The sequence below is a fragment of the Citrobacter sp. C13 genome (assembly GCF_014596815.2).
GTDB lineage: Bacteria > Pseudomonadota > Gammaproteobacteria > Enterobacterales > Enterobacteriaceae > Citrobacter > Citrobacter portucalensis.
In genome coordinates this window covers 3,072,747-3,099,243 of sequence record NZ_CP115024.1, presented here as the reverse complement: position 1 = coordinate 3,099,243, position 26,497 = coordinate 3,072,747, and the positions used below count along the sequence as shown (strand labels likewise).

19 protein-coding genes are annotated in these 26,497 nt (G+C 52.2%); 14 read left to right on the top strand and 5 right to left on the bottom strand.

The window, feature by feature from the left end; all coding sequences use genetic code 11:
* The first annotated feature begins 25 nt into the window (after positions 1-25).
* From msbA to IB222_RS14865, 6 genes are all read left to right on the top strand, one after another.
* On the top strand, positions 26-1,774 hold the full coding sequence (gene msbA, locus IB222_RS14890; RefSeq protein WP_003831926.1) for a lipid A ABC transporter ATP-binding protein/permease MsbA: 1,749 nt from the start codon (positions 26-28) through the stop codon (positions 1,772-1,774).
* Positions 1,771-2,748, top strand: a complete 978-nt coding sequence (gene lpxK, locus IB222_RS14885; protein WP_149384730.1) for a tetraacyldisaccharide 4'-kinase — start codon at positions 1,771-1,773, stop codon at positions 2,746-2,748. Before msbA ends, lpxK begins: the two co-directional genes overlap by 4 nt.
* Positions 2,749-2,789: 41 nt before the next feature.
* Positions 2,790-4,022 carry a winged helix-turn-helix domain-containing protein gene (locus IB222_RS14880; protein ID WP_149384729.1) on the top strand — a complete coding sequence of 411 codons (1,233 nt, stop codon included), beginning with the start codon at positions 2,790-2,792 and terminating at the stop codon, positions 4,020-4,022.
* 51 nt (positions 4,023-4,073) lie between these two features.
* Positions 4,074-4,256 (top strand): protein YcaR, encoded by a 183-nt coding sequence (gene ycaR / locus IB222_RS14875; protein ID WP_003035793.1) that lies wholly within the window; start codon positions 4,074-4,076, stop codon positions 4,254-4,256.
* Entirely contained in the window at positions 4,253-4,999 is a 747-nt protein-coding gene (gene kdsB / locus IB222_RS14870) for a 3-deoxy-manno-octulosonate cytidylyltransferase (protein WP_003831932.1), read from the top strand. The genes ycaR and kdsB overlap by 4 nt, the downstream gene beginning before the upstream one ends.
* Positions 5,000-5,164: 165 nt before the next feature.
* A complete protein-coding gene (locus IB222_RS14865; protein WP_003831934.1) occupies positions 5,165-6,058 on the top strand; it encodes a YcbJ family phosphotransferase in 894 nt (297 codons plus the stop codon).
* A 93-nt stretch (positions 6,059-6,151) separates the two neighbouring features.
* Here the strand turns inward: IB222_RS14865 and elyC are convergent, their stop codons facing one another.
* Positions 6,152-6,916, bottom strand: coding sequence for an envelope biogenesis factor ElyC (elyC, locus tag IB222_RS14860; protein ID WP_063940617.1), 765 nt, complete (start codon positions 6,914-6,916; stop codon positions 6,152-6,154).
* A gap of 135 nt (positions 6,917-7,051) precedes the next feature.
* Between elyC and cmoM the strand changes: the two genes are divergently transcribed.
* The 7 genes from cmoM (at position 7,052) to IB222_RS14825 (ending at position 17,736) form a co-directional block, all read left to right on the top strand.
* Complete coding sequence (gene cmoM / locus IB222_RS14855) at positions 7,052-7,855, top strand: tRNA uridine 5-oxyacetic acid(34) methyltransferase CmoM (RefSeq protein WP_003035803.1); 804 nt, start codon at positions 7,052-7,054, stop codon at positions 7,853-7,855.
* Positions 7,848-9,170 (top strand): chromosome partition protein MukF, encoded by a 1,323-nt coding sequence (mukF, locus tag IB222_RS14850; RefSeq protein WP_003831939.1) that lies wholly within the window; start codon positions 7,848-7,850, stop codon positions 9,168-9,170. The genes cmoM and mukF overlap by 8 nt, the downstream gene beginning before the upstream one ends.
* Positions 9,151-9,855: a chromosome partition protein MukE gene (gene mukE / locus IB222_RS14845; protein WP_003035809.1), complete on the top strand. Its 705-nt coding sequence runs from the start codon at positions 9,151-9,153 to the stop codon at positions 9,853-9,855. The genes mukF and mukE overlap by 20 nt, the downstream gene beginning before the upstream one ends.
* Positions 9,855-14,315 carry a chromosome partition protein MukB gene (gene mukB, locus IB222_RS14840; protein ID WP_149384728.1) on the top strand — a complete coding sequence of 1,487 codons (4,461 nt, stop codon included), beginning with the start codon at positions 9,855-9,857 and terminating at the stop codon, positions 14,313-14,315. The genes mukE and mukB overlap by 1 nt, the downstream gene beginning before the upstream one ends.
* A 267-nt stretch (positions 14,316-14,582) precedes the next feature.
* Entirely contained in the window at positions 14,583-16,334 is a 1,752-nt protein-coding gene (gene ldtD / locus IB222_RS14835) for a L,D-transpeptidase (RefSeq protein ID WP_063940615.1), read from the top strand.
* Between the two features lie 177 nt (positions 16,335-16,511).
* The gene (locus tag IB222_RS14830) at positions 16,512-17,060 is read left to right on the top strand and encodes a YcbK family protein (protein WP_003831948.1); all 549 of its coding nucleotides are present in this window, start codon (positions 16,512-16,514) and stop codon (positions 17,058-17,060) included.
* A gap of 28 nt (positions 17,061-17,088) precedes the next feature.
* The gene (locus IB222_RS14825) at positions 17,089-17,736 is read left to right on the top strand and encodes an MBL fold metallo-hydrolase (RefSeq protein ID WP_149384727.1); all 648 of its coding nucleotides are present in this window, start codon (positions 17,089-17,091) and stop codon (positions 17,734-17,736) included.
* A gap of 53 nt (positions 17,737-17,789) precedes the next feature.
* Here IB222_RS14825 and aspC read toward each other — a convergent pair whose 3' ends face one another.
* From aspC to pncB, 4 genes are all read right to left on the bottom strand, one after another.
* The gene (aspC, locus tag IB222_RS14820) at positions 17,790-18,980 is read right to left on the bottom strand and encodes an aspartate transaminase (RefSeq protein ID WP_003831950.1); all 1,191 of its coding nucleotides are present in this window, start codon (positions 18,978-18,980) and stop codon (positions 17,790-17,792) included.
* 183 nt (positions 18,981-19,163) lie between these two features.
* Positions 19,164-20,240 (bottom strand): porin OmpF, encoded by a 1,077-nt coding sequence (gene ompF / locus IB222_RS14815; protein WP_286546973.1) that lies wholly within the window; start codon positions 20,238-20,240, stop codon positions 19,164-19,166.
* 600 nt (positions 20,241-20,840) lie between these two features.
* A complete protein-coding gene (gene asnS, locus IB222_RS14810) occupies positions 20,841-22,241 on the bottom strand; it encodes an asparagine--tRNA ligase (protein WP_020996514.1) in 1,401 nt (466 codons plus the stop codon).
* Positions 22,242-22,407: 166 nt separating this feature from the next.
* Complete coding sequence (gene pncB, locus IB222_RS14805; RefSeq protein WP_149384726.1) at positions 22,408-23,610, bottom strand: nicotinate phosphoribosyltransferase; 1,203 nt, start codon at positions 23,608-23,610, stop codon at positions 22,408-22,410.
* Positions 23,611-23,876: 266 nt separating this feature from the next.
* On the opposite strand from pncB, the gene pepN reads away from it, so the two are divergent.
* Positions 23,877-26,489, top strand: coding sequence for an aminopeptidase N (gene pepN / locus IB222_RS14800; RefSeq protein WP_149384725.1), 2,613 nt, complete (start codon positions 23,877-23,879; stop codon positions 26,487-26,489).
* The last annotated feature ends 8 nt before the right edge of the window (positions 26,490-26,497 follow it).

Here is a 26,497-nt window from a genome sequence, read left to right as displayed (position 1 = left end):
ATTCTAACAAATGCTGGTTTTTTGAATGCATAACGATAAAGATCTCTCTACGTGGCAGACGTTTCGCCGACTATGGCCAACCATAGCGCCTTTTAAATCGGGTCTGATCGTGGCGGGTATAGCGTTAGTCCTTAACGCGGCCAGCGATACCTTCATGTTATCGCTCCTTAAACCATTACTGGATGATGGTTTTGGTAAAACGGATCGCTCGGTGCTGCTGTGGATGCCGCTGGTGGTCATTGGGCTGATGATAGTTCGTGGCTTAACCAGCTATGTCTCCAGCTACTGTATCTCATGGGTGTCAGGCAAAGTGGTCATGACCATGCGCCGCCGCCTGTTTGGTCATATGATGGGCATGCCCGTCTCCTTTTTTGATAAACAGTCTACAGGGACATTGTTATCACGTATTACCTATGATTCAGAACAGGTTGCGTCATCGTCTTCCGGCGCGCTGATCACCGTGGTACGTGAAGGGGCCTCAATCATTGGCCTGTTTATCATGATGTTCTATTACAGCTGGCAGCTGTCGCTGATCCTGATTGTACTGGCGCCAATTGTGTCAGTGGCAATCCGTGTGGTTTCCAAGCGCTTTCGTAGCATCAGTAAAAACATGCAAAACACCATGGGGCAGGTTACGACCAGTGCGGAGCAGATGCTGAAAGGCCATAAAGAAGTTCTGATTTTTGGTGGTCAGGAAGTTGAAACCAAGCGCTTTGATAATGTCAGCAACAAGATGCGTTTGCAGGGAATGAAGATGGTTTCTGCTTCTTCTATCTCCGACCCTATCATCCAGCTGATTGCGTCTTTGGCACTGGCCTTCGTGTTGTATGCGGCCAGCTTCCCAAGCGTAATGGAAAACCTGACAGCAGGTACAATTACGGTTGTCTTCTCCTCAATGATCGCATTAATGCGTCCGTTGAAATCTCTGACCAACGTCAACGCGCAGTTCCAGCGCGGTATGGCGGCATGCCAGACCTTATTTACGATTCTGGATAGCGAACAGGAGAAAGATGAAGGTAAACGTGTGATCGATCGTGCTACCGGCGATCTCGAGTTCCGCAACGTGACTTTCACTTATCCGGGACGTGAAGTACCGGCTCTGCGTAACATCAACCTGAATATTCCAGCGGGTAAAACCGTTGCTCTGGTTGGCCGTTCGGGCTCAGGGAAATCCACTCTCGCCAGCCTGATTACGCGCTTCTACGATGTTGATGAAGGGCAGATTCTGATGGACGGACACGATCTGCGCGAATATACCCTGGCATCACTGCGCGATCAGGTTGCGTTGGTTTCGCAGAATGTGCACTTGTTTAACGATACGGTTGCCAACAATATCGCCTACGCGCGTACCGATATGTACAGCCGTGAGCAGATCGAAAAAGCGGCACAGATGGCCTACGCTATGGATTTCATCAACAAGATGGACAATGGCCTGGATACGGTGATTGGTGAAAACGGCGTCCTGCTTTCCGGCGGACAACGTCAGCGTATCGCTATTGCCCGTGCCTTGTTGCGTGACAGCCCAATACTGATCCTTGATGAAGCAACATCGGCTCTTGATACTGAATCTGAACGCGCGATTCAGTCTGCGCTGGATGAGCTACAGAAAAACCGTACTTCTCTGGTCATTGCTCACCGTCTTTCAACCATTGAACAAGCCGACGAAATCATCGTGGTGGAGGATGGTCTGATTGTCGAACGCGGGACCCATAGCGAGCTGATTGAGCAGCGCGGGGTGTATGCACAATTACACAAAATGCAATTTGGTCAATGATCGCACGTATCTGGTCTGGTGAATCGCCGCTGTGGCGATTGTTACTTCCACTCTCCTGGCTGTATGGCCTGGTGAGTGGCGCGATCCGCTTATGCTACAAGTTGGGGCTTAAACGCGCATGGCGCGCGCCAGTCCCGGTTGTGGTGGTCGGAAACCTTACCGCGGGCGGAAACGGTAAAACGCCGGTGGTGATTTGGTTGGTTGAACAACTGCGACAACGCGGGATCCGCGTGGGTGTGGTGTCGCGTGGTTATGGCGGGAAAGCGACTGCTTACCCGCTGTTGCTAACCGCTGATACTACTACCGCAGAAGCGGGCGATGAACCTGTGCTGATCGCCCAACGTACCGGCGTGCCGGTAGCGGTATCCCCGGTAAGATCGGATGCGGTAAAAGCCATTTTGGCCCAACACGATGTGCAGATTATTGTGACGGACGATGGACTACAGCACTATCGTCTGGCGCGAGATGTTGAAATCGTGGTCATTGACGGCGAACGTCGGTTTGGCAACGGTTGGTGGCTTCCCGCTGGTCCAATGCGGGAACGTGCATGTCGCCTTAAATCGGTGGATGCGACTATTGTTAACGGTGGCGTTGCGCAGCCAGGGGAAATCCCTATGCGACTTGAACCGGGGCTGGCCGTTAATTTACGTACCGGTGAACGCCGTGATGTGGCGCAATTGTCCAATATTGTCGCCATGGCGGGCATTGGTCATCCACCGCGTTTTTTTGCCACGCTGAAAGCATGTGGTGCCAGCGTGCAAAAAACTATAGCGCTGGCAGACCATCAGTCTCTGACCTACAGTGACGTCAGTGCGTTTGTAGACGCCGGGCAAACGCTGGTAATGACGGAAAAAGATGCGGTTAAGTGCCGGGCATTTGCCGAGGAAAACTGGTGGTATTTACCTGTTGATGCACATTTGTCAGGCGATCGGCCTGATGTATTGCTGAATAGCTTAATCTCGCTGACTCGCTAACTGATTCACGCTGCGGCAGCGAATCATTTATGAGGCCATAAATGTCGTTGCCGCGCCTTTCTCTGATGGATGCCCGTCATCTTCACCTTTCCGCTCAAGGGCTGCTGAAAAAAACACGCCGTCGGGCAACCCCAGCAGATATTCTTACCACCATTTCTCGCATGTCGTTACTGCAAATCGACACCATCAATATTGTGGCGCGCAGCCCTTACCTGGTGCTGTTTAGTCGTTTGGGCGATTATTCCCCCCAGTGGCTGGATGACGCATTGCAGCAGGGCGAATTGATGGAATACTGGGCGCACGAGGCCTGTTTTTTGCCGCGCAGCGACTTTATGCTGATACGCCACCGCATGCTGGCCCCGGAGAAAATGGGCTGGAAATATAAAGCGGCATGGATGAAAGAACATGCGCATGAAATTGAGCAACTGCTCCAGCACATCCAACATAACGGACCAGTACGCTCTGCCGATTTTGAGCATCCGCGCAAGGGGGTCAGCGGCTGGTGGGAATGGAAGCCGCAGAAGCGTCATCTTGAAGGGCTGTTCACTGCCGGGAAAGTCATGGTGGTGGAACGGCGTAATTTCCAGCGAGTGTATGATCTAACCCATCGCGTCATGCCGCACTGGGACGATGAACGCGACCTGCTTTCGCAGGAAGATGCTGAAAGTGTCATGCTGGATAACAGTGCCCGCAGTCTGGGGATTTTCCGCGAACAATGGCTGGCAGACTACTACCGCCTGAAGCGCCCAGCGCTAAAAAACTGGTGCAACGAACGGGCGGAACAGCGGCAGATTATTCCTGTCGACGTTGAGGGGCTAGGAGCCTTGTGGCTGCATAGCCACCTTCAGCCGCTGCTTGAACAGGCGCTGGCAGGCAAATTAACGGCGACCCACAGTGCAGTATTATCACCTTTTGATCCGGTGGTCTGGGATCGTAAACGGGCAGAGCAGCTATTCGATTTTAGCTACCGGCTGGAGTGTTATACGCCAGCACCGAAACGTCAGTATGGTTATTTTGTCTTGCCGTTGCTGCATCGTGGACAGTTGGTTGGGAGGATGGATGCCAAAATGCACCGTAAAACGGGTGTGCTGGACGTTATTTCGCTGTGGTTACAGGATGGGGTTAAGCCTGGAGTAACGTTGCAAAAAGGATTGTTTCAGGCGATTGACGATTTTGCCCGCTGGCAACAGGCAACACGCGTGACGCTGGGACGTTATCCTGAAGGTTTATTTGCTGATGCACGCCATGGTTGGGAAATAGACCCAGCCCTTTAAGCGATTATGTTAATATTTACGGATTCACAATCCGGTCCATCTGGAGGAACTATGGATCATCGTCTGCTTGAAATCATTGCCTGCCCGGTATGCAATGGCAAACTCTGGTTTAACCAGGAAAAACAGGAACTGATTTGTAAACTGGATAACCTTGCTTTCCCACTGCGTGATGGCATTCCCGTGTTACTGGAAACCGAAGCCCGCGTTCTGACTGCTGATGAGAGTAAATCATGAGTTTTGTGGTCATTATTCCTGCGCGTTATGCGTCCACACGTCTGCCGGGTAAGCCGCTGTTGGATATCAACGGCAAGCCGATGATCGTGCATGTACTGGAGCGTGCGCGTGAATCTGGCGCTGAACGTATCATCGTTGCCACCGATCACGAGGATGTCGCTCGCGCGGTAGAAGCGGTGGGTGGCGAAGTGTGCATGACTCGCGCCGATCACCAGTCCGGTACGGAGCGCCTGGCGGAAGTCGTCGAGAAATGTGGTTTTAGCGATGATACCGTTATTGTGAACGTACAGGGTGATGAGCCGATGATTCCGGCGGTCATTATTCGCCAGGTGGCTGAGAATCTGGCGCAACGTCAGGTCGGTATGGCGACTCTTGCGGCTCCGATTCACAGTGCCGAAGAGGCATTTAATCCGAATGCGGTAAAAGTCGTGTTGGACGCAGAAGGATATGCTCTCTATTTTTCACGCGCGACCATCCCATGGGATCGCGATCGTTTCGCCAAAAGTCTGGAAACGGTGGGGGACACCTTCCTGCGCCATCTGGGCATTTACGGCTATCGCGCTGGTTTTATTCGCCGCTATGTTAACTGGCAGCCAAGCCCGCTTGAGCATATCGAAATGCTGGAGCAGCTGCGAGTGCTGTGGTACGGCGAAAAAATTCACGTTGCCGTCGCAAAAGAAGTCCCGGGTACCGGCGTAGACACTGCCGAAGATCTTGAGCGCGTTCGCGCCGAAATGCATTAGTTTTTCTCACGGCACTCCCCCCATATTGAGGCGTATTTTTGGGAGGAGTGTCGTATCGTTGCGCTTTCCCTCCACTTTTCTTTTCATCAATTGATCTCATCCGGGTGACATCTGTCTGCACGACGCTCATTATGAAAGCAGTAGCATTTATGAGGGCAATCTGAAATGGAACAGTTGCGTGCCGAACTCAGCCACCTGCTGGGCGAAAAACTCAGTCGCATAGAATGCGTGAATGAAAAAGTGGATACGGCCCTGTGGTCACTGTACGACAGCCAGGGAAATCCGATGCCGCTGATGGCGAGAAGTTTCACCACGCCAGGTATGGCGCAGCAGCTGGCTTGGAAAACCTCCATGTTGGCGCGCAGCGGTACGGTGCGTATGCCCGTCATTTACGGGGTCTTAACCCACGAAGAGCATCCCGGTCCTGATGTGTTACTGCTTGAGCGTTTACGTGGCGTGCCGGTGGAAGCGCCAGCCCGAACGCCCGAACGCTGGGAACATTTAAAAGATCAGATCGTAGAAGGTCTGCTGTCATGGCATCGACAGGATAGCCGTGGCTGTGTGGGAATGGTGGATAACACGCAAGAGAATATCTGGCCATCCTGGTATCGCCAACGTGTTGAAGTGTTGTGGACCACGTTAAATCAGTTCAACAATACCGGGCTGACGATGCAGGATAAGCGGATCCTGTTTCGCACCCGTGAGTGTTTGCCCGCTTTATTTGAAGGATTCAATGATAACTGCGTGCTAATCCACGGTAATTTTAGTTTACGTAGCATGCTCAAAGACGCCCGTAGCGATCAGCTTCTGGCGATGGTCGGACCGGGTTTGATGCTGTGGGCACCCAGAGAGTATGAATTGTTCCGTTTAATGGATAACGCGCTGGCGGAAAGCCTGCTTTGGCAATACCTGCAACGCGCGCCAGTGGCTGAGTCCTTCATCTGGCGGCGCTGGCTGTATGTGTTATGGGATGAGGTGGCGCAACTGGTCAACACCGGACGTTTTAATCGATCTAACTTTGACCTGGCCACGAAATCACTGCTGCCGTGGCTCGCCTGATGAACATGTGAACGCCTTATCCGGCCTACAATTCTGCGCTGAACACGTAGGCCTGATAAGACGCGTTAGTGTCGCCATCAGGCAACATTACTGTCAATGTTCCGATCCCTTTAGCCACTGCCAGATTCGCCCCAACGTTTCGTAACCAACACGATCGCTATGCATCAACCAGACGGGAGAGGGGATCGCGCGCTCCCACGGATTAAGCGGTGAGTCAATCGCTAACTGGTTGGCTGGTGCGGGCAACGGATGTAGTCCGGCCTGTTGGAAGAAAATCATTGCTCGTGGTAAGTGCGATGCGGAGGTCACCAGCAGGAACGGCGCGCTGCCGATGGCCTGCTTCACCGCTGCGGCTTCTTCTTCGGTGTCTTTGGGTTTATCCAGCGTGATGATATCACCGGGCGGCACACCCAGTGACTGTGCTACGCGGGCGCCCGCTTCTGCAGTACTGACGTTATTGCTCTTTGCCGCAGCACCGGTAAAGATAAGCTTCGATCCCGGGTTAGCACGCCAAAGGCGAATACCTTCATTCAGACGCGGAAGACTGTTGCTGATCAGGTTTGAACTTGGCGCCCACTGAGGATTCCAGGTATACCCTCCGCCCAGCACCACAATGTATTCCACTTTTTGTGTATCCTGCCAGGTTGGATAGCTATCCTCAATCGGTTTCAGCAGACTGTCGGCGACGGGCTGCAAGCTTAGAAGTAACAGTGCCAGCCAACTCAGGCTAATGCACATTTTCCCTGTTTTTTGAAAGCGGCTAAACCAGAGCAGCGCCAGGCCTATACCCATGATAATGAGCATTAGCGGAAGTGGCAGCATCATACCGCCAATCACTTTCTTCAGCGTAAAAAGCATCCTTTTTGGTTCCTTTTTTAACCATACAGCAGGGGATCAGCAGGGATATTACACCAGGAAGGTTCATTCTCGGCGTGGGTGTGACAAAATAGCGGTTTTACTTAGTCACCCTAAAGCCAGCATGTGGAGAGCCCGATGCGGGATCGCAATTTTGATGACATTGCAGAGAAGTTTTCCCGTAACATTTACGGCACCACCAAAGGTCAGCTTCGTCAGACGATCCTCTGGCAGGATCTGGACAAACTTCTTGCCGACTATGCGGGCCAAACTTTGCGTGTGCTTGATGCGGGTGGCGGAGAAGGGCAGACAGCCATTCTGATGGCGCAGCGGGGCCATCACGTCACCTTGTGCGATCTTTCTGCTGAGATGGTGGCGCGAGCGCAACGGGCGGCAGAAGAGCAAGGTGTGAGCGACAACATGCATTTTATACATTGTGCCGCTCAGGACATCCCACAGCATTTGGATTCTCAGGTTGATCTGATATTGTTTCATGCTGTGCTGGAATGGGTGGCCGATCCGCAAGCCGTCTTAAAAACATTGTGGTCGATGTTACGCCCGGGCGGTGCTTTATCGCTGATGTTCTACAATGCAAACGGTCTGTTGATGCGTAATGTGTTGGTCGGTAATTTCGGCTATGTACAGCAGGGAATGTATAAAAAGAAACGGCGCACGTTGTCTCCCGATTTTCCGCGCGACCCTCAGCAGGTCTATGGCTGGCTGGAGGAGATTGGCTGGGAGATAACCGGAAAAACGGGCGTGAGGGTGTTTCATGATTATCTGCGTGATAAACAAAAACAGCATGACTGTTTTGATGCTTTAACAGAAATAGAAACACGTTATTGCCGCCAGGAACCGTATATCAGCCTTGGGCGCTATATTCATGTCACCGCGATTAAACGTCCGGCCCGAGCCGCAGATGCAAGGATAACCTATGAGTGAATTTTCCCAGACAGTCCCCGAACTGGTTGCCTGGGCCAGAAAAAATGACTTCTCCATCTCTCTGCCGGTAGACAGACTTTCGTTCCTGCTGGCGGTCGCCACATTGAACGGTGAGCGACTTGACGGTGAGATGAGTGAAGGTGAACTGGTGGATGCGTTCCGCCATGTTAGTGATGCGTTTGAGCAAACCAGCGAAACCATCGGCGTCCGCGCCAACAACGCGATCAACGATATGGTGCGTCAACGTCTGCTGAACCGCTTTACCAGCGAGCAGGCTGAAGGCAACGCCATTTACCGTTTAACGCCGCTCGGGATTGGCATCACAGATTACTATATTCGTCAGCGCGAATTCTCTACGCTGCGTCTTTCTATGCAGCTGTCAATTGTGGCAGGTGAACTGAAGCGCGCGGCGGATGCGGCAGCGGAAGGTGGTGATGAGTTCCACTGGCATCGCAACGTCTATGCGCCATTAAAATACTCGGTGGCGGAGATTTTCGACAGTATCGATCTGACCCAGCGCATCATGGATGAACAGCAGCAGCAGGTAAAAGACGACATCGCACAGTTGTTGAACAAAGACTGGCGGGCGGCGATTTCCAGCTGTGAAATGCTGCTGTCAGAAACATCTGGTACGCTGCGTGAGCTGCAAGATACGCTGGAAGCGGCAGGAGATAAGCTGCAGGCTAACCTGTTACGCATCCAGGACGCCACGATGACGCATGACGATTTGCATTTTGTCGATCGGCTGGTGTTTGATTTACAAAGCAAGCTCGACCGCATTATTAGCTGGGGTCAGCAGTCCATTGACTTGTGGATCGGCTACGATCGTCACGTGCATAAATTTATCCGTACCGCGATCGACATGGATAAAAACCGCGTCTTCGCCCAGCGTCTGCGTCAGTCCGTGCAGACCTACTTTGACGACCCATGGGCGCTGACCTATGCCAACGCCGATCGTCTGCTGGATATGCGTGACGAGGAGATGGTGCTGCGTGACGAAGAGGTCACCGGTGAACTTCCGGAAGATCTGGAATATGAAGAATTTAACGAGATCCGTGAACAGCTGGCGGCGATCATCGAAGAACAGCTGGCTATCTACAAATCCAGACAAACACCACTGGATCTCGGTTTGGTAGTGCGCGAGTATCTGGCGCAATACCCACGTGCGCGTCATTTCGACGTCGCGCGTATTGTTATCGATCAGGCGGTACGCCTTGGCGTAGCGCAAGCAGACTTCACCGGACTGCCAGCCAAATGGCAGCCGATTAATGATTACGGAGCCAAGGTACAGGCGCATGTCATTGACAAATATTGAACAAGTGATGCCGGTAAAGCTGGCGCAGGCGCTGGCGAATCCGTTATTTCCGGCGCTGGATAGCGCCTTACGTTCGGGCCGCCATATCGGTCTGGATGAACTGGATAATCATGCCTTCCTGATGGATTTTCAGGAATATTTTGAAGAGTTTTACAGCCGCTATAACGTGGAATTGATCCGTGCGCCGGAAGGGTTCTTCTACCTTCGTCCGCGTTCAACGACGCTCATTCCGCGTTCGGTCCTGTCTGAACTGGACATGATGGTGGGTAAAATTCTTTGTTATCTCTATCTCAGCCCGGAACGCCTGGCGAACGAAGGGATTTTTACCCAGCAAGAGCTGTACGACGAGCTGCTAACGCTGGCTGATGAAGCGAAACTCCTGAAGCTGGTGAACAACCGTTCAACCGGTTCTGACGTTGACCGCCAGAAGCTACAGGAAAAAGTGCGTTCTTCGCTCAACCGCTTGCGCCGCTTAGGCATGGTGTGGTTTCTGGGCCACGACAGCAGCAAATTCCGTATTACGGAATCTGTCTTCCGCTTTGGCGCGGATGTGCGTAGCGGCGACGATCCGCGTGAAGCACAGCGTCGCTTAATTCGTGATGGTGAAGCGATGGCGGTCGAGAACCGTCTGCAGCTTAACGATGAGCCCGAAGAGAATCAGCCGGACAGTGGAGAAGAAGAATAATGATTGAACGCGGTAAATTTCGCTCACTTACGCTGATTAACTGGAATGGTTTTTTTGCCCGTACGTTTGATCTCGATGAGCTGGTCACCACGCTGTCCGGTGGTAACGGTGCGGGTAAATCCACCACCATGGCGGCATTTGTTACGGCGCTCATTCCGGACTTAACCCTGCTGCATTTCCGTAACACCACCGAAGCCGGTGCAACCAGCGGTTCACGTGATAAAGGCCTGCACGGTAAGCTGAAAGCAGGTGTTTGTTATTCAATGCTCGACGTCCTCAACTCGCGTCATCAGCGCGTGGTCGTGGGTGTGCGTCTGCAACAGGTTGCTGGTCGCGATCGCAAAGTGGATATCAAACCGTTTGCCATTCAGGGGCTGCCGATGTCGGTACAGCCAACCCAACTGGTGACGGAAACGCTGAACGAACGCCAGGCGCGCGTACTGTCTCTACCTGAGCTGAAAGAGAAGCTTGATGAGATGGAAGGCGTGCAGTTTAAGCAGTTCAACTCAATAACCGATTATCACTCGTTGATGTTCGATCTGGGCATCATTGCCCGTCGTCTGCGCTCCGCGTCCGATCGTAGTAAATTCTACCGTCTGATTGAAGCCTCGCTGTACGGCGGGATCTCCAGCGCCATTACCCGTTCACTTCGTGACTACCTGTTGCCGGAAAACAGCGGCGTACGTAAAGCGTTCCAGGATATGGAAGCCGCGCTGCGTGAAAACCGTATGACGCTGGAAGCGATTCGCGTAACCCAGTCTGACCGCGACCTGTTTAAGCATTTAATCAGCGAAGCGACCAACTATGTGGCCGCGGATTATATGCGCCACGCCAACGAACGCCGTATCCATCTGGATAAAGCACTGGAATATCGTCGTGAACTGTATACCTCGCGCAAGCAGCTGGCGGCAGAGCAGTACAAACACGTGGATATGGCACGTGAACTGGGTGAGCACAACGGTGCGGAAGGCGATCTGGAAGCTGATTACCAGGCCGCGAGCGATCACCTGAATCTGGTGCAAACCGCGCTGCGTCAACAGGAAAAAATTGAACGCTATGAGGCGGATCTCGAAGAACTGCAGGTCCGTCTGGAAGAACAAAACGAGGTGGTCGCGGAAGCCGTTGACCGCCAGGATGAAAACGAAGCCCGTGCGGAAGCCGCTGAGCTGGAAGTGGATGAGCTGAAAAGCCAGCTTGCCGATTACCAGCAAGCGCTGGACGTCCAGCAAACGCGAGCCATCCAGTATACTCAGGCGATCCAGGCCCTAAATCGGGCGAAAGAGCTCTGCCACCTACCGGATCTGACAGCCGACAGCGCCGCCGAATGGCTGGAGACTTTCCAGGCCAAAGAGCAGGAAGCCACTGAAAAGCTGCTGACGCTAGAACAAAAAATGAGCGTGGCGCAAACCGCGCATAGCCAGTTCGAACAGGCTTATCAGCTGGTGGCGGCTATCAACGGCCCGCTGGCGCGCGGTGAAGCCTGGAGCGTGGCGCGTGAACTGCTGCGCGAAGGCGTGGAACAGCGCCACCTGGCAGAACAGGTTCAGCCGTTGCGTATGCGACTGAGCGAACTGGAGCAGCGTCTGCGCGAACAGCAGGACGCCGAGCGTCTGCTGGCCGAATTCTGCAAGCGACAGGGTAAACAGTTCGATATCGAGGAGCTGGAAGCACTGCACCAGGAGCTGGAAGCGCGCATCGCCGCCTTGTCGGACAGCGTCTCGTCTGCCAGCGAACAGCGTATGACGCTGCGTCAGGAGCAGGAACAGCTACAATCCCGTATTCAGCATTTGATGAAACGGGCACCCGTCTGGCTGGCTGCGCAAAATAGCCTGAACCAGCTTAGCGAGCAGTGTGGGGAAGAGTTTACCTCCAGCCAGGATGTGACCGAGTATCTGCAACAATTGCTGGAGCGCGAGCGTGAGGCCATTGTTGAGCGTGATGAAGTCGGTGCACGTAAAAATGCGGTTGATGAAGAGATTGAACGTTTAAGTCAGCCGGGCGGGGCGGAAGATCAGCGTCTGAACGCGCTAGCGGAACGCTTTGGCGGCGTGCTGCTGTCAGAAATTTATGATGACGTTAGCCTTGAAGATGCACCGTACTTCTCTGCGTTGTACGGTCCTTCGCGCCATGCCATCGTGGTACCGGATCTGTCGCTGATTACCGAACAGCTTGAAGGGCTGACGGATTGCCCGGAAGATCTCTATTTCATCGAAGGGGATCCGCAGTCGTTTGATGACAGCGTCTTCAGCGTTGATGAACTGGAAAATGCGGTGGTGGTGAAAACTGCCGAGCGTCAGTGGCGTTATTCCCGCTTCCCGAAGGTGCCGATTTTTGGTCGTGCTGCGCGCGAAAGCCGTATCGAAACCCTGCATGCCGAGCGTGAAGGGCTGTCTGAACGTTTCGCCACGCTCTCCTTTGACGTTCAGAAAACCCAGCGCCTGCATCAGGCGTTCAGCCGCTTTATCGGCAGCCATCTGTCGGTGGCGTTTGAAGCCGATCCAGAAGCGGAAATTCGCCAACTGAATGGCCGTCGAGTTGAACTGGAACGTGCGCTGACCAATCATGAAAATGATAACCAGCAAAGCCGTATGCAGTTTGAACAGGCGAAAGAGGGCGTCTCCGCGCTGAACCGCCTGCTGCCGCGCTTGAATCTGCTGGCAGATGACACGCTGGCCGATCGCGTTGACGAAATTCGCGAGCGTCTGGATGAAGCTCAGGAAGCCGCGCGTTTTGTACAGCAACATGGTAATCAGTTGGCGAAACTGGAACCTATCGTTTCGGTTCTGCAAAATGACCCTGAGCAGTTTGAACAGCTGAAGGAAGACTATGCGTATTCCCAGCAGATGCAGCGCGATGCGCGTCAGCAGGCTTTTGCGCTGACCGAAGTCGTACAGCGTCGGGCGCACTTTAGTTATTCCGACTCAGCCGAAATGCTGAGCGGCAATAGCGATCTGAACGAAAAATTGCGTGAACGCCTGGAACAGGCGGAAGCCGAACGTACCCGCGCTCGTGAAGCGCTGCGCAGCCACGCAGCACAGTTAAGCCAGTACAACCAGGTGATGGCATCGCTAAAAAGCTCTTATGACACCAAAAAAGAGCTGCTTAACGATTTACAACGTGAACTGCAGGATATCGGCGTTCGTGCGGACAGCGGTGCCGAAGAGCGCGCGCGTATCCGCCGTGACGAACTGCATGCGCAGCTCAGCAACAACCGTGCACGCCGCAACCAACTTGAGAAAGCGCTGACCTTCTGCGAAGCGGAGATGGAAAACCTGACCCGCAGACTGCGCAAGCTGGAACGTGATTATCATGAAATGCGCGAGCAAGTAGTCACCGCCAAAGCCGGCTGGTGTGCAGTCATGCGGATGGTGAAAGATAACGGTGTAGAACGTCGTCTGCACCGTCGCGAGTTGGCCTATCTTTCCGGTGACGAACTGCGTTCGATGTCGGATAAGGCGCTCGGTGCGCTACGTCTGGCGGTTGCAGATAACGAGCACCTGCGCGATGTGTTGCGTCTGTCTGAAGATCCAAAACGTCCAGAGCGTAAAATTCAGTTCTTCGTCGCGGTTTACCAGCATCTGCGCGAACGTATTCGCCAGGATATTATTCGTACCGACGATCCGGTTGAAGCCATTGAACAGATGGAGATCGAGCTGAGCCGTCTGACGGAAGAGTTAACCTCACGCGAACAGAAGCTGGCGATCAGCTCACGCAGCGTGGCGAACATTATTCGTAAGACTATTCAGCGTGAACAGAACCGTATTCGCATGCTGAACCAGGGGCTGCAAAGCGTGTCGTTTGGCCAGGTCAACAGCGTTCGCCTGAACGTCAATGTGCGTGAAACACATGCTACCTTGCTGGACGTACTTTCAGAGCAGCATGAACAGCATCAGGATCTGTTTAACAGCAATCGCCTGACCTTCTCAGAAGCGCTGGCGAAGCTGTATCAGCGTCTGAATCCGCAGATAGACATGGGGCAACGCACGCCGCAAACCATTGGTGAAGAGCTGCTGGATTATCGTAACTATCTGGAAATGGAAGTTGAGGTTAACCGTGGCTCTGACGGCTGGCTGCGTGCTGAGTCTGGTGCGTTGTCAACGGGGGAAGCGATCGGGACCGGGATGTCTATTCTGGTGATGGTGGTGCAAAGCTGGGAAGATGAAGGCCGCAGATTGCGCGGGAAAGATATCTCTCCTTGCCGCCTACTGTTCCTTGATGAAGCTGCACGACTCGATGCGCGTTCTATTGCGACCTTGTTTGAGCTGTGTGAGCGTTTGCAGATGCAGCTGATTATCGCTGCGCCGGAAAACATCAGCCCAGAGAAAGGCACCACCTACAAACTGGTGCGTAAAGTCTTCCAGAACACTGAACACGTTCACGTGGTGGGGCTGCGCGGATTTGCGCCTCAGTTACCGGAACCGCTGCCGGGGACTGAAGATGCCTCCTCGCAGGCAAGCTAAGTAATAAGTAAAAAGGCGGCTACATGGCCGCCTTATCTTTTTCCGAAAAGACTTCATGCCTGGTGTAATTTCTTTAGACTTCTTTACATTAGGTTAGGCAAAAAGTTTTTGATGTTTATATACTAAAGGTGAGCCTAACGCGTCACAGGCTTGCTCGTCATACTTCAGTTTGTATTGGCGTTTTACAGGTCCGACCCTCGTCAAAATAAAGGGGAATACAGACGGCCTGGCTATTCAGAGTATGATAAAGAAAACAGGGGGCAAGGGATGTTGCTTAATAAAATGTGTGGTCGTCGGCTGTCGGCAATCAGTTTGTGCCTGGCCGTAACATTCGCTCCACTGTTCAATGCGCAGGCCGATGAGCCTGAAATGATCCCTGGCGATAGCTCTGCGACCGTCAGTGAACAGCCAACAGCGTTATCGCAGCCGCAGGTTCAATCTTCTGCGACGGCTATCATGGCGGGTATTCAACCGCTGCCAGAAGGCGTGTCTGTCGATAAAGCCCGCGCCGAAATACACTCTCAACTGCCAGCAGGTTATACGCCGGTTTACATGAGCCAGTTGGAACTGCTGTATGCCGCACGCGAAATGAAGCCGATGTGGGAAAATCGTGATGCGGTAAAGGCATTTCAGCAACAGTTAGCCGAGATCGCAATTGCCGGCTTTCAGCCGCAGTTCACTACCTGGGTTGCACTTCTGACTGACCCGGCAGTAACCGGTCAGGCGAGAGACATCGTGCTCTCTGATGCGATGATGGGGTATCTGCACTTTATCGCTAACATCCCTGTCAAAGGTAATCGCTGGCTTTACAGCGATAAGCCCTATGCGCTAACGACGCCGCCGATTTCCGTCATCAACCAGTGGCAGGTCGCACTGGATAACGGTCAACTGACTTCATTTGTGGCCAGCCTTTCGCCTCAACATCCGCAGTATGCAGCCATGCATGAATCACTGCTCAAGCTGGTGGGCGATTCACGTCCCTGGCCGCAACTCACCAGTACAGCAACGCTGCGTCCGGGGGAGTGGAGTAATGACATCCCCGCGCTGCGTGAAATTTTGCGTCGAACCGGGATGCTGGAGCCTGCCGTCAGTACGTCTGGCAAAGAAGGGCGTGGTACCTACGATCGTGAATTGGTTGATGCGGTAAAGCGTTTTCAGACGTGGCAGGGACTTGGCGCAGATGGCGCGATTGGCCCAGCCACACGTGACTGGCTGAACGTGACGCCTGCTCAGCGTGCGGGCGTGCTAGCGTTAAATATTCAGCGCTTGCGTCTGCTGCCGAGTGAGCTGTCTACCGGTATCATGGTGAACATTCCTGCCTATTCGCTGGTTTATTATCAGAATGGCAATCAGGTGCTGGCCTCGCGAGTTATTGTCGGGCGTCCCGATCGTAAAACGCCGATGATGAGCAGTGCGCTGAATAACGTGGTCGTTAACCCACCGTGGAACGTTCCGCCGACGCTGGCACGTAAAGATATTCTGCCTAAGTTATGGAATGATCCGGGATATCTTGAACGTCACGGCTATACCGTAATGCGCGGCTGGAACAGTAAAGAGACGATAGATCCGTGGCAGGTTGACTGGGCGACCATCACTGCGTCCAATCTGCCGTTCCGCTTTCAGCAGGCTCCGGGCGCACGTAACTCGCTAGGACGCTATAAATTCAATATGCCGAGTTCGGACGCTATTTATCTGCACGATACGCCGAACCACAATCTGTTCCAGAAAGATACGCGGGCGTTAAGCTCCGGATGCGTGCGTGTGAACAAGGCATCTGAGCTGGCGAATATGCTGCTACAGGATGCGGGTTGGAATGATTCACGCATCTCGGATGCCCTGAAGCAAGGAGATACGCGGTATGTGAATATTCGCCAGAATATTCCGGTCAACCTCTACTATCTGACCGCATTTGTCGGCCCTGATGGGCGCACGCAGTATCGTACAGATATTTACAATTACGATCTGACAGCGCGATCCAGCGCACAAATTGTGTCAAAAGCCGAGCAATTAATCAGATAAATGAAGCAGTTCGAGGAAAATGATTGTCGTAAGTTATGCTGGAAACGGGGCAAAATGGCTGTGAGCCCCGTATTTCCTGGGGTTGGGAGCCTTGACGTGGACTACTTAGCCAGATAAGGTTTCCCGCGTGCGCTAGAGCATACATACGATAACATTGACCTTGTAGACCTTAATACCATGGACAAATTTGACGCTAATCGCCGCAAACTGCTGGCGCTTGGTGGTATTGCCCTCGGCGCTGCCATCTTGCCTACGCCTGCGTTTGCAACACTCTCTACCCCACGTCCGCGTATATTGACTCTGAATAACCTGCATACCGGTGAGTCAATAAAAGCAGAGTTTTTTGATGGCAGGGGCTATATTCAGGACGAATTAGCAAAACTTAACCACTTTTTCCGTGATTTTCGGGCCAATAAAGTGAAATCCATTGACCCGGGACTGTTTGATCAACTCTTCCGTCTGCAGGGCCTGCTGGGCACGCGTAAACCCGTACAGCTGATTTCAGGCTATCGCTCTATCGATACCAATAATGAACTCCGTGCACGTAGCCGTGGTGTGGCTAAGAAAAGCTACCACACTAAAGGTCAGGCCATGGATTTCCATATTGAAGGCATCGCATTAAGTAATATTCGCAAAGCTGCGTTATCTATGCGCGCAGGTGGTGTAGGATACTACCCCAGCAGTAACTTTGTGCATATTGACACCGGCCCTGCACGGCACTGGTGATCCATAAGCTTAATGAAACAGGAGCTGTATGAACTATCGTATTATTCCGGTCACTGCATTCGCCCAGAACTGCTCGCTAATCTGGTGTGAGCAGACTCGTCTGGCCGCGCTGGTCGATCCCGGCGGCGATGCCGAGAAAATCAAACAGGAAGTGGATGCCAGCGGTCTGACGTTAATGCAGATCCTGCTTACTCACGGTCATCTTGACCATGTTGGAGCGGCGGCTGAACTGGCACAACATTATGGTGTACCGGTTATTGGTCCGGAAAAAGAAGATGAGTTCTGGTTACAGGGACTCCCTGCTCAGAGCCGCATGTTTGGCCTGGGAGATTGTGAGCCGCTGACGCCCGATCGCTGGTTGAATGAAGGTGACCGGATAAGCGTTGGCAACGTGACGTTACAGGTTCTGCATTGTCCGGGTCATACACCGGGACATGTGGTCTTCTTTGATGAGCAATCAAAGTTACTGATTTCTGGTGACGTGATTTTCAAAGGTGGCGTAGGGCGCAGCGATTTCCCGCGCGGTGATCACAGCCAACTAATCGATTCGATTAAACGTCAACTATTGCCGTTAGGCGATGACGTAACGTTTATTCCGGGTCACGGCCCACTCTCTACGCTGGGTAATGAACGCTTACATAACCCGTTCCTGCAAGATGAAATGCCTGTCTGGTAATTCGTTTAATAAATAAAAAGGCCGCTATTGCGGCCTTTTTTGTGCGCGATAGATTACAGTACTGCGACAATCGCTTCGCACAGTGGCGCCATGTTGTCTGGCGTCATTCCTGCCACGTTTACGCGTCCGGAAGCGACAGCGTAGACACCAAACTCTTCACGCAGACGCAGAACCTGCTCTTTGGTCAGGCCGCTAAACGAGAACATGCCGTTCTGTTTGATGATAAAGCTGAAATCGCGGTTTGCACCTTTCTCTTGCAACGTATTCACAAACAGTAAACGCATGCGCTGAATGCGCTGGCGCATATCAGTCAGTTCCTGTTCCCAGATGGCACGCAGCGCGTCGTTGCTCAGAATCGTGGCCACTACGGATGCACCGTGTGCTGGTGGGTTGGAATAGTTAGCGCGAATGGCTGATTTCATCTGGCTGAACGCACGGTCAACGGTTTCAGCATCCGCAGCAACCAGCGTACAGGCGCCTACACGCTCATTGTACAGTCCAAAGTTCTTGGAGTAGGAGCTGGCAACGATCAGCTCTTTGTGCAGAGCCGCAAATGCGCGCAGACCTTCTGCATCTTCTTCCAGGCCACGGGCAAAGCCCTGGTATGCGAAGTCAAACAGCGGTAACCAACCTTTTTCGACAGACATCTGAGCCAGCGTTTGCCACTGTTCCAGCGTAGGATCGATACCGGTAGGGTTATGGCAGCAGCCGTGGAATAGCACCACGTCGCCAGCCTGCGCTTCGCTGAGGCTTGCCAGCAGCGCATCAAAATCTAACGAGTGGTTTGCTGCATCGTAATAGTTGTATTCACAAACTTCCAGGCCTGCAGAGTTAAAGACGCTCTTATGGTTCGGCCAGCTTGGATTGCTCACCCATACGCGTTTAGCCGACGTATTTTTTGCCAGGAAATCAGCTGCCACACGCAGTGCACCAGTGCCGCCAGGGGTTTGTGCGGTACGTGCACGCTTATCGTTGATCAGCGAACTTTCTTTACCAAACAGTAATTCCTGAGTGCAGCGACCAAACTCTGGAATACCGTCAATGCCAAGGTAATTTTTGGTGGTTTCATTTTCTAGTATATATTGCTCGGCTTTTTTAACGCTGGTCAGTACCGGCGTTTTGCCTGTCTCATCTTTATATACACCGATCCCCAGGTTTATTTTTCCAGGGCGGTCATCGGCACGAAACAAATCAGCCAGACCCAAAATGGGGTCGGCAGGAGCGGCAGTAATGTTCTCAAACATGACGAGGTTCCATAGTGATTACAGAAGGGAAGTCCGCTATCAGGTTAACGGTAGATTTACAAAATGCCAACCGTTACTGACGAAAAGCTGAGGTGTTTTTTTAAGACGCAAGAATCCGCTAGCAGATATAAAAAAACAGGACCGAAGTCCTGTTTTTTAGGCATTTAACAAAGAGGTCTGCTATTAGAACTGGTAAACGATACCCACTGCAACGGTGTCGTCAGAGCCTACGCCCAGTTTGTTGTCAGAATCGATCTGGTTGATGATGTAATCAACATAGGTGGACATGTTTTTGTTGAAGTAGTAAGTCGCACCTACTTCGAAGTAGTTCACCAGATCTACGTCGCCGATTCCTTCGATGTCCTTACCTTTAGATTTGGTATAGGCGAGGGACGGACGCAGGCCGAAGTCGAACTGGTACTGAGCAACCAACAGTACGTCTTCAGTTTTGTTAGCGTAACCGTTAGAGATACGGGTTGCGTTACGGGTTTCGCTGTAGTTCGCCGCCAGGTAGATGTTGTTCGCATCGTATTTCACACCAGCAGCCCACTGCTCAGCTTTTGCACCGCGACCGTAGGTCAGCGTTTCTTGCGCGTTGGTACGGTCAGCTGCGCCGTAAGCACCGACGATACCGAAGCCATCCATTTCGTAGCTTACGGAACCGCCAACGCCGTCGCCGTTAGAACGGGTTGGGCTGCTAGAGCGTTCGTTTTTACCCAGGTACTGTACAGCGAAGTTCAGGCCTTCAACCAGACCGAAGAAGTTAGAGTTACGGTAGGTTGCGAGACCGCCGTTACGCTGGGAGAAGAACTGGTCAGAAGCAGCGGTATCACCACCGAATTCTGGCAGCATATCGGTGTAACCCAGAGCATCGTATACAACGCCGTAGTTACGACCGTAATCGAAGGAGCCTGCGTCACCAAATTTCAAACCAGCAAACGCCAGACGGGTTTTGTTGCCTTTCTGGGCATCGTCACCGCCTTCTGCGTTATTGCCGCTGAACTGGTATTCCCACTGGCCGTAACCGGTCAGTTGGTCGTTAATCTGAGTTTCCCCTTTGAAACCAAGACGGGCATATGTCTGATCGCCGTTAGCAGCGTAGGCGTTATCACCGTTGTGCTTGGAAAAATAATGCAGACCAACGGCTTTACCGTATACGTCTACTTTGTTGCCATCTTTGTTATAAACTTCTGCAGCGTTAGCTGCCCCGGCTACCAGCAGAGCAGGGATAACCACTGCCAGAATATTGCGCTTCATCATTATTTATTACCCTCATCGGTTTTTATATGACACCTGCCACTGCCGCCAATAAATTCCGTCAATCAAAATTTACGGAACTATTGATGAGAGTTTGGTGTCTTTATGTGTCTGACAGGCATCTTTCCATTCAAACTACCGTTTCGCTACCGTCAAAGTGCTACAAATATAAAGATTTGGTTTCAAAAAGAAAAAATGTGTAACAAAATGTTATTTTTGTGCAACTTTGTGAACAGCGTCAAACTTCGGATGCTCCTGCGCTTAAAATTCTCGTTTTTATTTCTATTTATATGATTTTCTTATGTTTAATTTTGCTAAGGTCATTTTTTCTCCGTTCTGCCGGAAAGTTCGGATTTTACAGGTAACGATTTTTGGACGTCTGGAGTGCCGTGCGAGAGGCTGAAAAATGTACTATTTAATCAGAAAATGCTAATCCACAATAAAATTGCTGATTATTTTTTGTGCAAATGTATTGCGATGAAATATTACGTAACAGGTGGAGGAGATTGAAAGGTTGCGTTTAACGTGAGATGGGTATCCAGATAACACGAAAAGGGTATAAAAAAGGCCAGCAATGCTGGCCTTCAAAACAATAACGCACGTTTAGAAGGTGGCGTTACGTGGAGTACGCGGGAACGGAATAACATCACGGACGTTCTGTACGCCGGTGACGTAAGCGATCAGACGCTCGAAGCCCAATCCGAAGCCGGAATGCGGAACGGTACCGTAGCGACGCAGGTCGCGATACCACCAGTAATCCTCTTTGTTCAGACCCATTTCCAGCATACGGGCATCCAGCACGTCCAGGCGCTCTTCACGCTGAGAACCACCGATGATTTCACCGATTCCCGGGGCCAGTACGTCCATTGCAGCAACGGTTTTACCGTCTTCGTTAAGGCGCATATAAAACGCTTTGATATCTTTCGGGTAGTTTTTCACTACCACCGGCGCTTTAAAGTGCTCTTCAGCAAGGTAACGTTCATGCTCAGAAGACAGATCCACACCCCAGTAAACTGGGTTTTCGAACTGTTTACCGCATTTTTCCAGAATGCTTACCGCGTCGGTGTAATCCACCTGCGCGAAGTCAGCGTCAATGAAACGTTCCAGGCGTGAAATCGCGTCCTTGTCGACACGTTCAGCGAAGAATTTCATATCATCCGCACGCTCTGCGAGTACGGCTTTAAACGCGTACTTCAGCATCGCTTCAGCCAGGCCTGCAACATCGTTCAGGTCAGCAAAAGCCACTTCTGGTTCCAGCATCCAGAACTCTGCCAGGTGACGACTGGTGTTAGAGTTTTCTGCACGGAACGTCGGGCCAAAAGTATAAATTTTAGACAGGGCGCAGGCGTAGGTTTCACCGTTCAGCTGACCGGAAACGGTCAGGAAGGCCTCTTTACCAAAGAAGTCTTTGTCGAAATCGACTTTACCCTGATCGTTACGCGGCAGGTTTTCCAGATCCAGCGTAGAAACACGGAACATTTCACCGGCACCTTCCGTATCGGAAGCGGTGATCAACGGAGTCGATACCCAAAAGAAACCCTGCTCGTGGAAGAAACGATGCAGAGCCTGCGCCAGCGTATGACGTACACGCGCTACCGCACCAATCATGTTGGTACGCGGACGCATGTGCGCCACTTCACGCAGATACTCAATGCTGTGACGCTTAGCTGCCATTGGGTAAGTGTCAGGATCTTCAACCCAGCCCGTTACTTCAACCTCAGTGGCCTGAATTTCAAAGCTCTGTCCTTGTCCAGGAGACGCAACGACTTTACCCGTTACGATAACTGAACAACCCGTCGTCAGGCGCAGTACGTCCTGATTGTAATTGGGCAGAGAATTATTGATGACGGCCTGTACAGGATCAAAGCAGGAACCGTCATAAACGGCGAGGAAGGAGATGCCAGCTTTTGAATCTCGGCGGGTACGCACCCATCCGCGCACGGTGACTTCGCTGTCAACGGCTACGCGGCCCTGGAGTACGTCGGCTACAGGCACAACGCTCATAATATTCTCTCTGTTAATAGTCGGATATATAAACACATGTCCACCCGTAATGGGGGGATACCTATGTTACCTGGCATCTGCAATCAGACAAGCAGAATTCGTAGCTGGAGTGAAAGATTTCGGAAATAAACGCGAAAAAGGGAGCCAAAATGGCTCCCTGGAAGGCTTAACTGGCTTTTTTGATATGCGGGAGATCGAAGGCTTTGCGCAGTGCACGAACAAATGCTTTATCGTGGCAGATGGTTTTACCCGGGCTGTCAGATAACTTCGCCACCGGTTTGCCGTTACATTCCACCAGCTTGATCACAATATTGAGTGGCTTAACCTGCGGAATGTCGCATGTTAGCCGTGTCCCAATACCAAAACTCAACTGTACGCGGGAAGAGAAGTGGCGGTAGAGTTCAATCGCTTTTTTCAGATCGAGATTATCTGAGAAGACCAGCGTTTTGCTCAGCGGATCAATCCCCAGTTTTTCATAATGGGCGATGGCTTTTTCACCCCATTCCACCGGATCGCCTGAGTCATGGCGTAGACCCTGATAGCGGGTAGCAAACTCAACGCCAAAGTCGCGTAAAAATGCGTCCATGGTGATGCAATCGGTTAATGCAATGCCGAGTTGATCAGGGTATTCATTTAACCAGGCTGCCAGGGCTACGCGCTGGCTGGTGGCAAGTTCTGGACTGATTTGCTGATGAGCTTGGAACCACTCATGCGCCTGCGTACCCATTGGGGTTAATGACAGGCGGCGGGCCAGATCGTAGTTACTGGTGCCAACAAACCAGGGCTCTTGCTGCAGGCGTTTAACGATAGCCTGCTGTACTTCGCGCGAAAAACGACGACGCGTACCGAAATCCATCAAATGGAAGCGGGACATATCGACATCTTTCGTTAAAGCAGAGAATTCTACTAGTTTGCTTTCCAGCTCATCGAGTGCCTGCGGGACGCCTGATTCAGGTGAACGGTAACGGTGTACCAGTTCGCTAATCACCGCTAACAGCGGGACTTCCCACATGATCACTTCACGCCACGGACCGGTTAAGCGGATGTTTAGCTTGCCGTTATCATTGGTGACGCAAACCTGTTCCGGGTTATAGCGGAAATTACGTAACCAGGTAAGGTAATCAGCTTTAAAGAAAGGCAGGCCGTAGAGCCACTGGTACTCATCCTCCTGCAGTCGCAGGTGCTGCATAGCATTCACCTGCTCACGAATAGAATCGGCATAAATACCGAGCAGGTCATCGCCACGGCAACGAAATTCAGCCGCTACTTGTACATCGTAGTAGTGGTGAAAAACGGCTTGCTGCATATGCAACTTATAAGCGTCTGTATCCAGCAGCGAGTGCAGAACAGGAGAAGCGAATTGTGTCATAGGTGCGCAGTAGCATCCTCTCACGGGAGCGTTTAGTACAATAAACAACTAAGAAAACCGCTGGAGTATACCCTGTTTAGCGATTTATTGAACCCCGATCACACCATAAGCTCTCTTTCTGGTCGAGGGCAATTCGTGCCACGTGTTATGAAAATGTAGCAAAAAGGGTGTTTGTGCCTGAAAAGATGAACATTCTGCGTAGCGCGATTTACGCAACAGGAATAGACTGAAGCCGAGACTCTATTAAAGATGCTAAAGGTTTTTTTATGACACAACAGCCACAAGCCAAATACCGTCACGACTATCGTGCGCCGGATTACCAGATTACTGATATTGACTTGACCTTTGACCTGGATGCTGAAAAAACCGTGGTCACCGCAGTGAGCCAGGCTGTCCGTCATGGCGCGTCCGATGTGCCCCTGCGCCTGAATGGCGAAGATCTGACCCTGGTGTCGATCCACGTGAACGACGAGCCGTGGACAGAGTATAAAGAAGAAGAGGGCGCTCTGGTCATTAGTCAGTTGCCGGAACGTTTTACGCTGCGTATCGTGAATGAAATTAGCCCGGCGGCCAATACAGCGCTGGAAGGGCTGTACAAGTCTGGCGACGCGCTGTGCACCCAGTGTGAAGCGGAAGGTTTCCGCCATATTACCTGGTATCTCGACAGGCCTGATGTCCTGGCGCGTTTTACCACCAAAATTATCGCCGATAAAACCCAATATCCGTTCCTGCTCTCCAACGGTAACCGTGTGGCGCAGGGCGAACTGGAAAATGGTCGTCACTGGGTACAGTGGCAGGATCCGTTCCCGAAACCGTGCTATTTGTTTGCGCTGGTGGCCGGTGATTTTGACGTCCTGCGCGACACTTTTACTACCCGTTCCGGGCGTGAAGTGGCGCTGGAACTTTACGTCGATCGCGGTAATCTGGATCGCGCGCCGTGGGCGATGACCTCGCTGAAAAACTCCATGAAATGGGATGAAGAGCGCTTTGGCCTCGAGTATGACCTCGACATCTATATGATTGTCGCCGTGGATTTCTTCAATATGGGCGCGATGGAGAATAAAGGTCTGAACATCTTTAACTCCAAATATGTGCTGGCACGTACCGATACCGCCACCGACAAAGACTACCTCGATATTGAGCGCGTTATCGGTCATGAGTATTTTCACAACTGGACCGGCAACCGTGTGACCTGCCGTGACTGGTTCCAGTTGAGCCTGAAAGAAGGCTTAACCGTGTTCCGCGATCAAGAGTTCAGTTCCGATCTCGGCTCACGCGCGGTAAACCGCATCAGCAATGTGCGCACCATGCGTGGTCTGCAGTTTGCTGAAGATGCCAGCCCGATGGCACATCCTATCCGTCCGGATATGGTCATTGAAATGAACAACTTCTATACCCTGACCGTGTATGAAAAGGGCGCTGAAGTGATTCGTATGATCCACACCCTGCTCGGTGAGGCTAACTTCCAGAAAGGGATGCAACTGTACTTTGAGCGTCATGACGGCAGTGCTGCAACCTGTGATGATTTCGTGCAGGCGATGGAAGATGCTTCTAACGTTGATCTCTCCCATTTCCGCCGCTGGTACAGTCAGTCCGGTACGCCGATTCTGACCGTGCGTGATGACTACAATCCGTCAACTGAGCAGTACACGCTGACGATCAGCCAGCGCACGCCGGCCACGCCGGATCAGGCCGAAAAACAGCCGCTGCATATTCCTTTCGCCCTCGAGTTGTATGACAACGAAGGGAAAGTGATCCCGCTACAAAAAGGCGGGCACCCGGTGAATTCTGTACTCAACGTCACCCAGGCAGAGCAGACGTTTGTCTTTGATAACGTCTACTTCCAGCCGGTTCCGGCGCTGCTGTGCGAATTCTCCGCGCCGGTAAAACTGGAATACAAATGGAGCGATCAGCAGCTGACCTTCCTGATGCGTCATGCGCGTAACGATTTCTCTCGTTGGGACGCGGCGCAAAGCCTGCTGGCGACCTATATTAAGCTTAACGTTGCCCGTCATCAGCAGGGACAACCGCTGTCGCTGCCGGTACACGTGGCTGATGCATTCCGCGCAATTTTACTGGATGAGAAAATCGATCCGGCGCTGGCGGCAGAGATCCTGACGCTGCCTTCAGTAAATGAAATAGCTGAACTGTTCGACATCATCGATCCGGTGGCGATAACCGAAGTACGCGAAGCATTAACCCGCACGCTGGCCGCCGAACTGGCAGATGAATTCCTCGCCATCTATAACGCTAATCATCTTGATGAGTACCGCGTTGAGCATGCCGATATTGGCAAGCGTACGCTGCGTAACGCCTGCCTGCGTTTCCTGGCCTTTGGCGAAACCCATCTGGCTGACACGCTGGTAAGCAAGCAGTACCGTGAAGCGAACAATATGACCGATGCGCTGGCGGCGCTGTCCGCGGCAGTCGCGGCGCAGCTACCTTGTCGCGACGCGTTGATGCAAGAGTATGATGATAAGTGGCACCATGACGGTCTGGTGATGGATAAATGGTTTATCCTGCAATCCACCAGCCCGGCGAGAAACGTGCTGGAAACCGTACGCGGCCTGCTGAAGCATCGCTCTTTCAGTATGAGTAACCCGAACCGAATCCGTTCGCTGATCGGTGCCTTTGCAGGTAGCAACCCGGCGGCATTCCATGCGGAAGATGGTAGTGGATATCAGTTCCTGGTCGACATGTTGACTGAGCTTAATAGTCGTAACCCGCAGGTGGCGTCACGTCTGATTGAGCCGCTGATTCGCTTAAAACGTTATGATGCAAAACGTCAGGCGAAAATGCGTGCGGCGCTGGAAAAGCTGAAAGGTCTGGAGAATCTCTCAGGCGATCTGTTCGAGAAGATCTCTAAAGCGTTAGCCTGATAATATTG

Excerpts from the sequence above, each read along its gene's own strand:
- msbA (WP_003831926.1), top strand. The coding sequence starts at position 26 with ATGCATAACGATAAAGATCTCTCTACGTGGCAGACGTTTCGCCGACTA.
- lpxK (WP_149384730.1), top strand. The coding sequence starts at position 1,771 with ATGATCGCACGTATCTGGTCTGGTGAATCGCCGCTGTGGCGATTGTTA.
- IB222_RS14880 (WP_149384729.1), top strand. The coding sequence starts at position 2,790 with ATGTCGTTGCCGCGCCTTTCTCTGATGGATGCCCGTCATCTTCACCTT.
- ycaR (WP_003035793.1), top strand. The coding sequence starts at position 4,074 with ATGGATCATCGTCTGCTTGAAATCATTGCCTGCCCGGTATGCAATGGC.
- kdsB (WP_003831932.1), top strand. The coding sequence starts at position 4,253 with ATGAGTTTTGTGGTCATTATTCCTGCGCGTTATGCGTCCACACGTCTG.
- IB222_RS14865 (WP_003831934.1), top strand. The coding sequence starts at position 5,165 with ATGGAACAGTTGCGTGCCGAACTCAGCCACCTGCTGGGCGAAAAACTC.
- elyC (WP_063940617.1), bottom strand. The coding sequence starts at position 6,916 with ATGCTTTTTACGCTGAAGAAAGTGATTGGCGGTATGATGCTGCCACTT.
- cmoM (WP_003035803.1), top strand. The coding sequence starts at position 7,052 with ATGCGGGATCGCAATTTTGATGACATTGCAGAGAAGTTTTCCCGTAAC.
- mukF (WP_003831939.1), top strand. The coding sequence starts at position 7,848 with ATGAGTGAATTTTCCCAGACAGTCCCCGAACTGGTTGCCTGGGCCAGA.
- mukE (WP_003035809.1), top strand. The coding sequence starts at position 9,151 with ATGTCATTGACAAATATTGAACAAGTGATGCCGGTAAAGCTGGCGCAG.
- mukB (WP_149384728.1), top strand. The coding sequence starts at position 9,855 with ATGATTGAACGCGGTAAATTTCGCTCACTTACGCTGATTAACTGGAAT.
- ldtD (WP_063940615.1), top strand. The coding sequence starts at position 14,583 with ATGTTGCTTAATAAAATGTGTGGTCGTCGGCTGTCGGCAATCAGTTTG.
- IB222_RS14830 (WP_003831948.1), top strand. The coding sequence starts at position 16,512 with ATGGACAAATTTGACGCTAATCGCCGCAAACTGCTGGCGCTTGGTGGT.
- IB222_RS14825 (WP_149384727.1), top strand. The coding sequence starts at position 17,089 with ATGAACTATCGTATTATTCCGGTCACTGCATTCGCCCAGAACTGCTCG.
- aspC (WP_003831950.1), bottom strand. The coding sequence starts at position 18,980 with ATGTTTGAGAACATTACTGCCGCTCCTGCCGACCCCATTTTGGGTCTG.
- ompF (WP_286546973.1), bottom strand. The coding sequence starts at position 20,240 with ATGATGAAGCGCAATATTCTGGCAGTGGTTATCCCTGCTCTGCTGGTA.
- asnS (WP_020996514.1), bottom strand. The coding sequence starts at position 22,241 with ATGAGCGTTGTGCCTGTAGCCGACGTACTCCAGGGCCGCGTAGCCGTT.
- pncB (WP_149384726.1), bottom strand. The coding sequence starts at position 23,610 with ATGACACAATTCGCTTCTCCTGTTCTGCACTCGCTGCTGGATACAGAC.
- pepN (WP_149384725.1), top strand. The coding sequence starts at position 23,877 with ATGACACAACAGCCACAAGCCAAATACCGTCACGACTATCGTGCGCCG.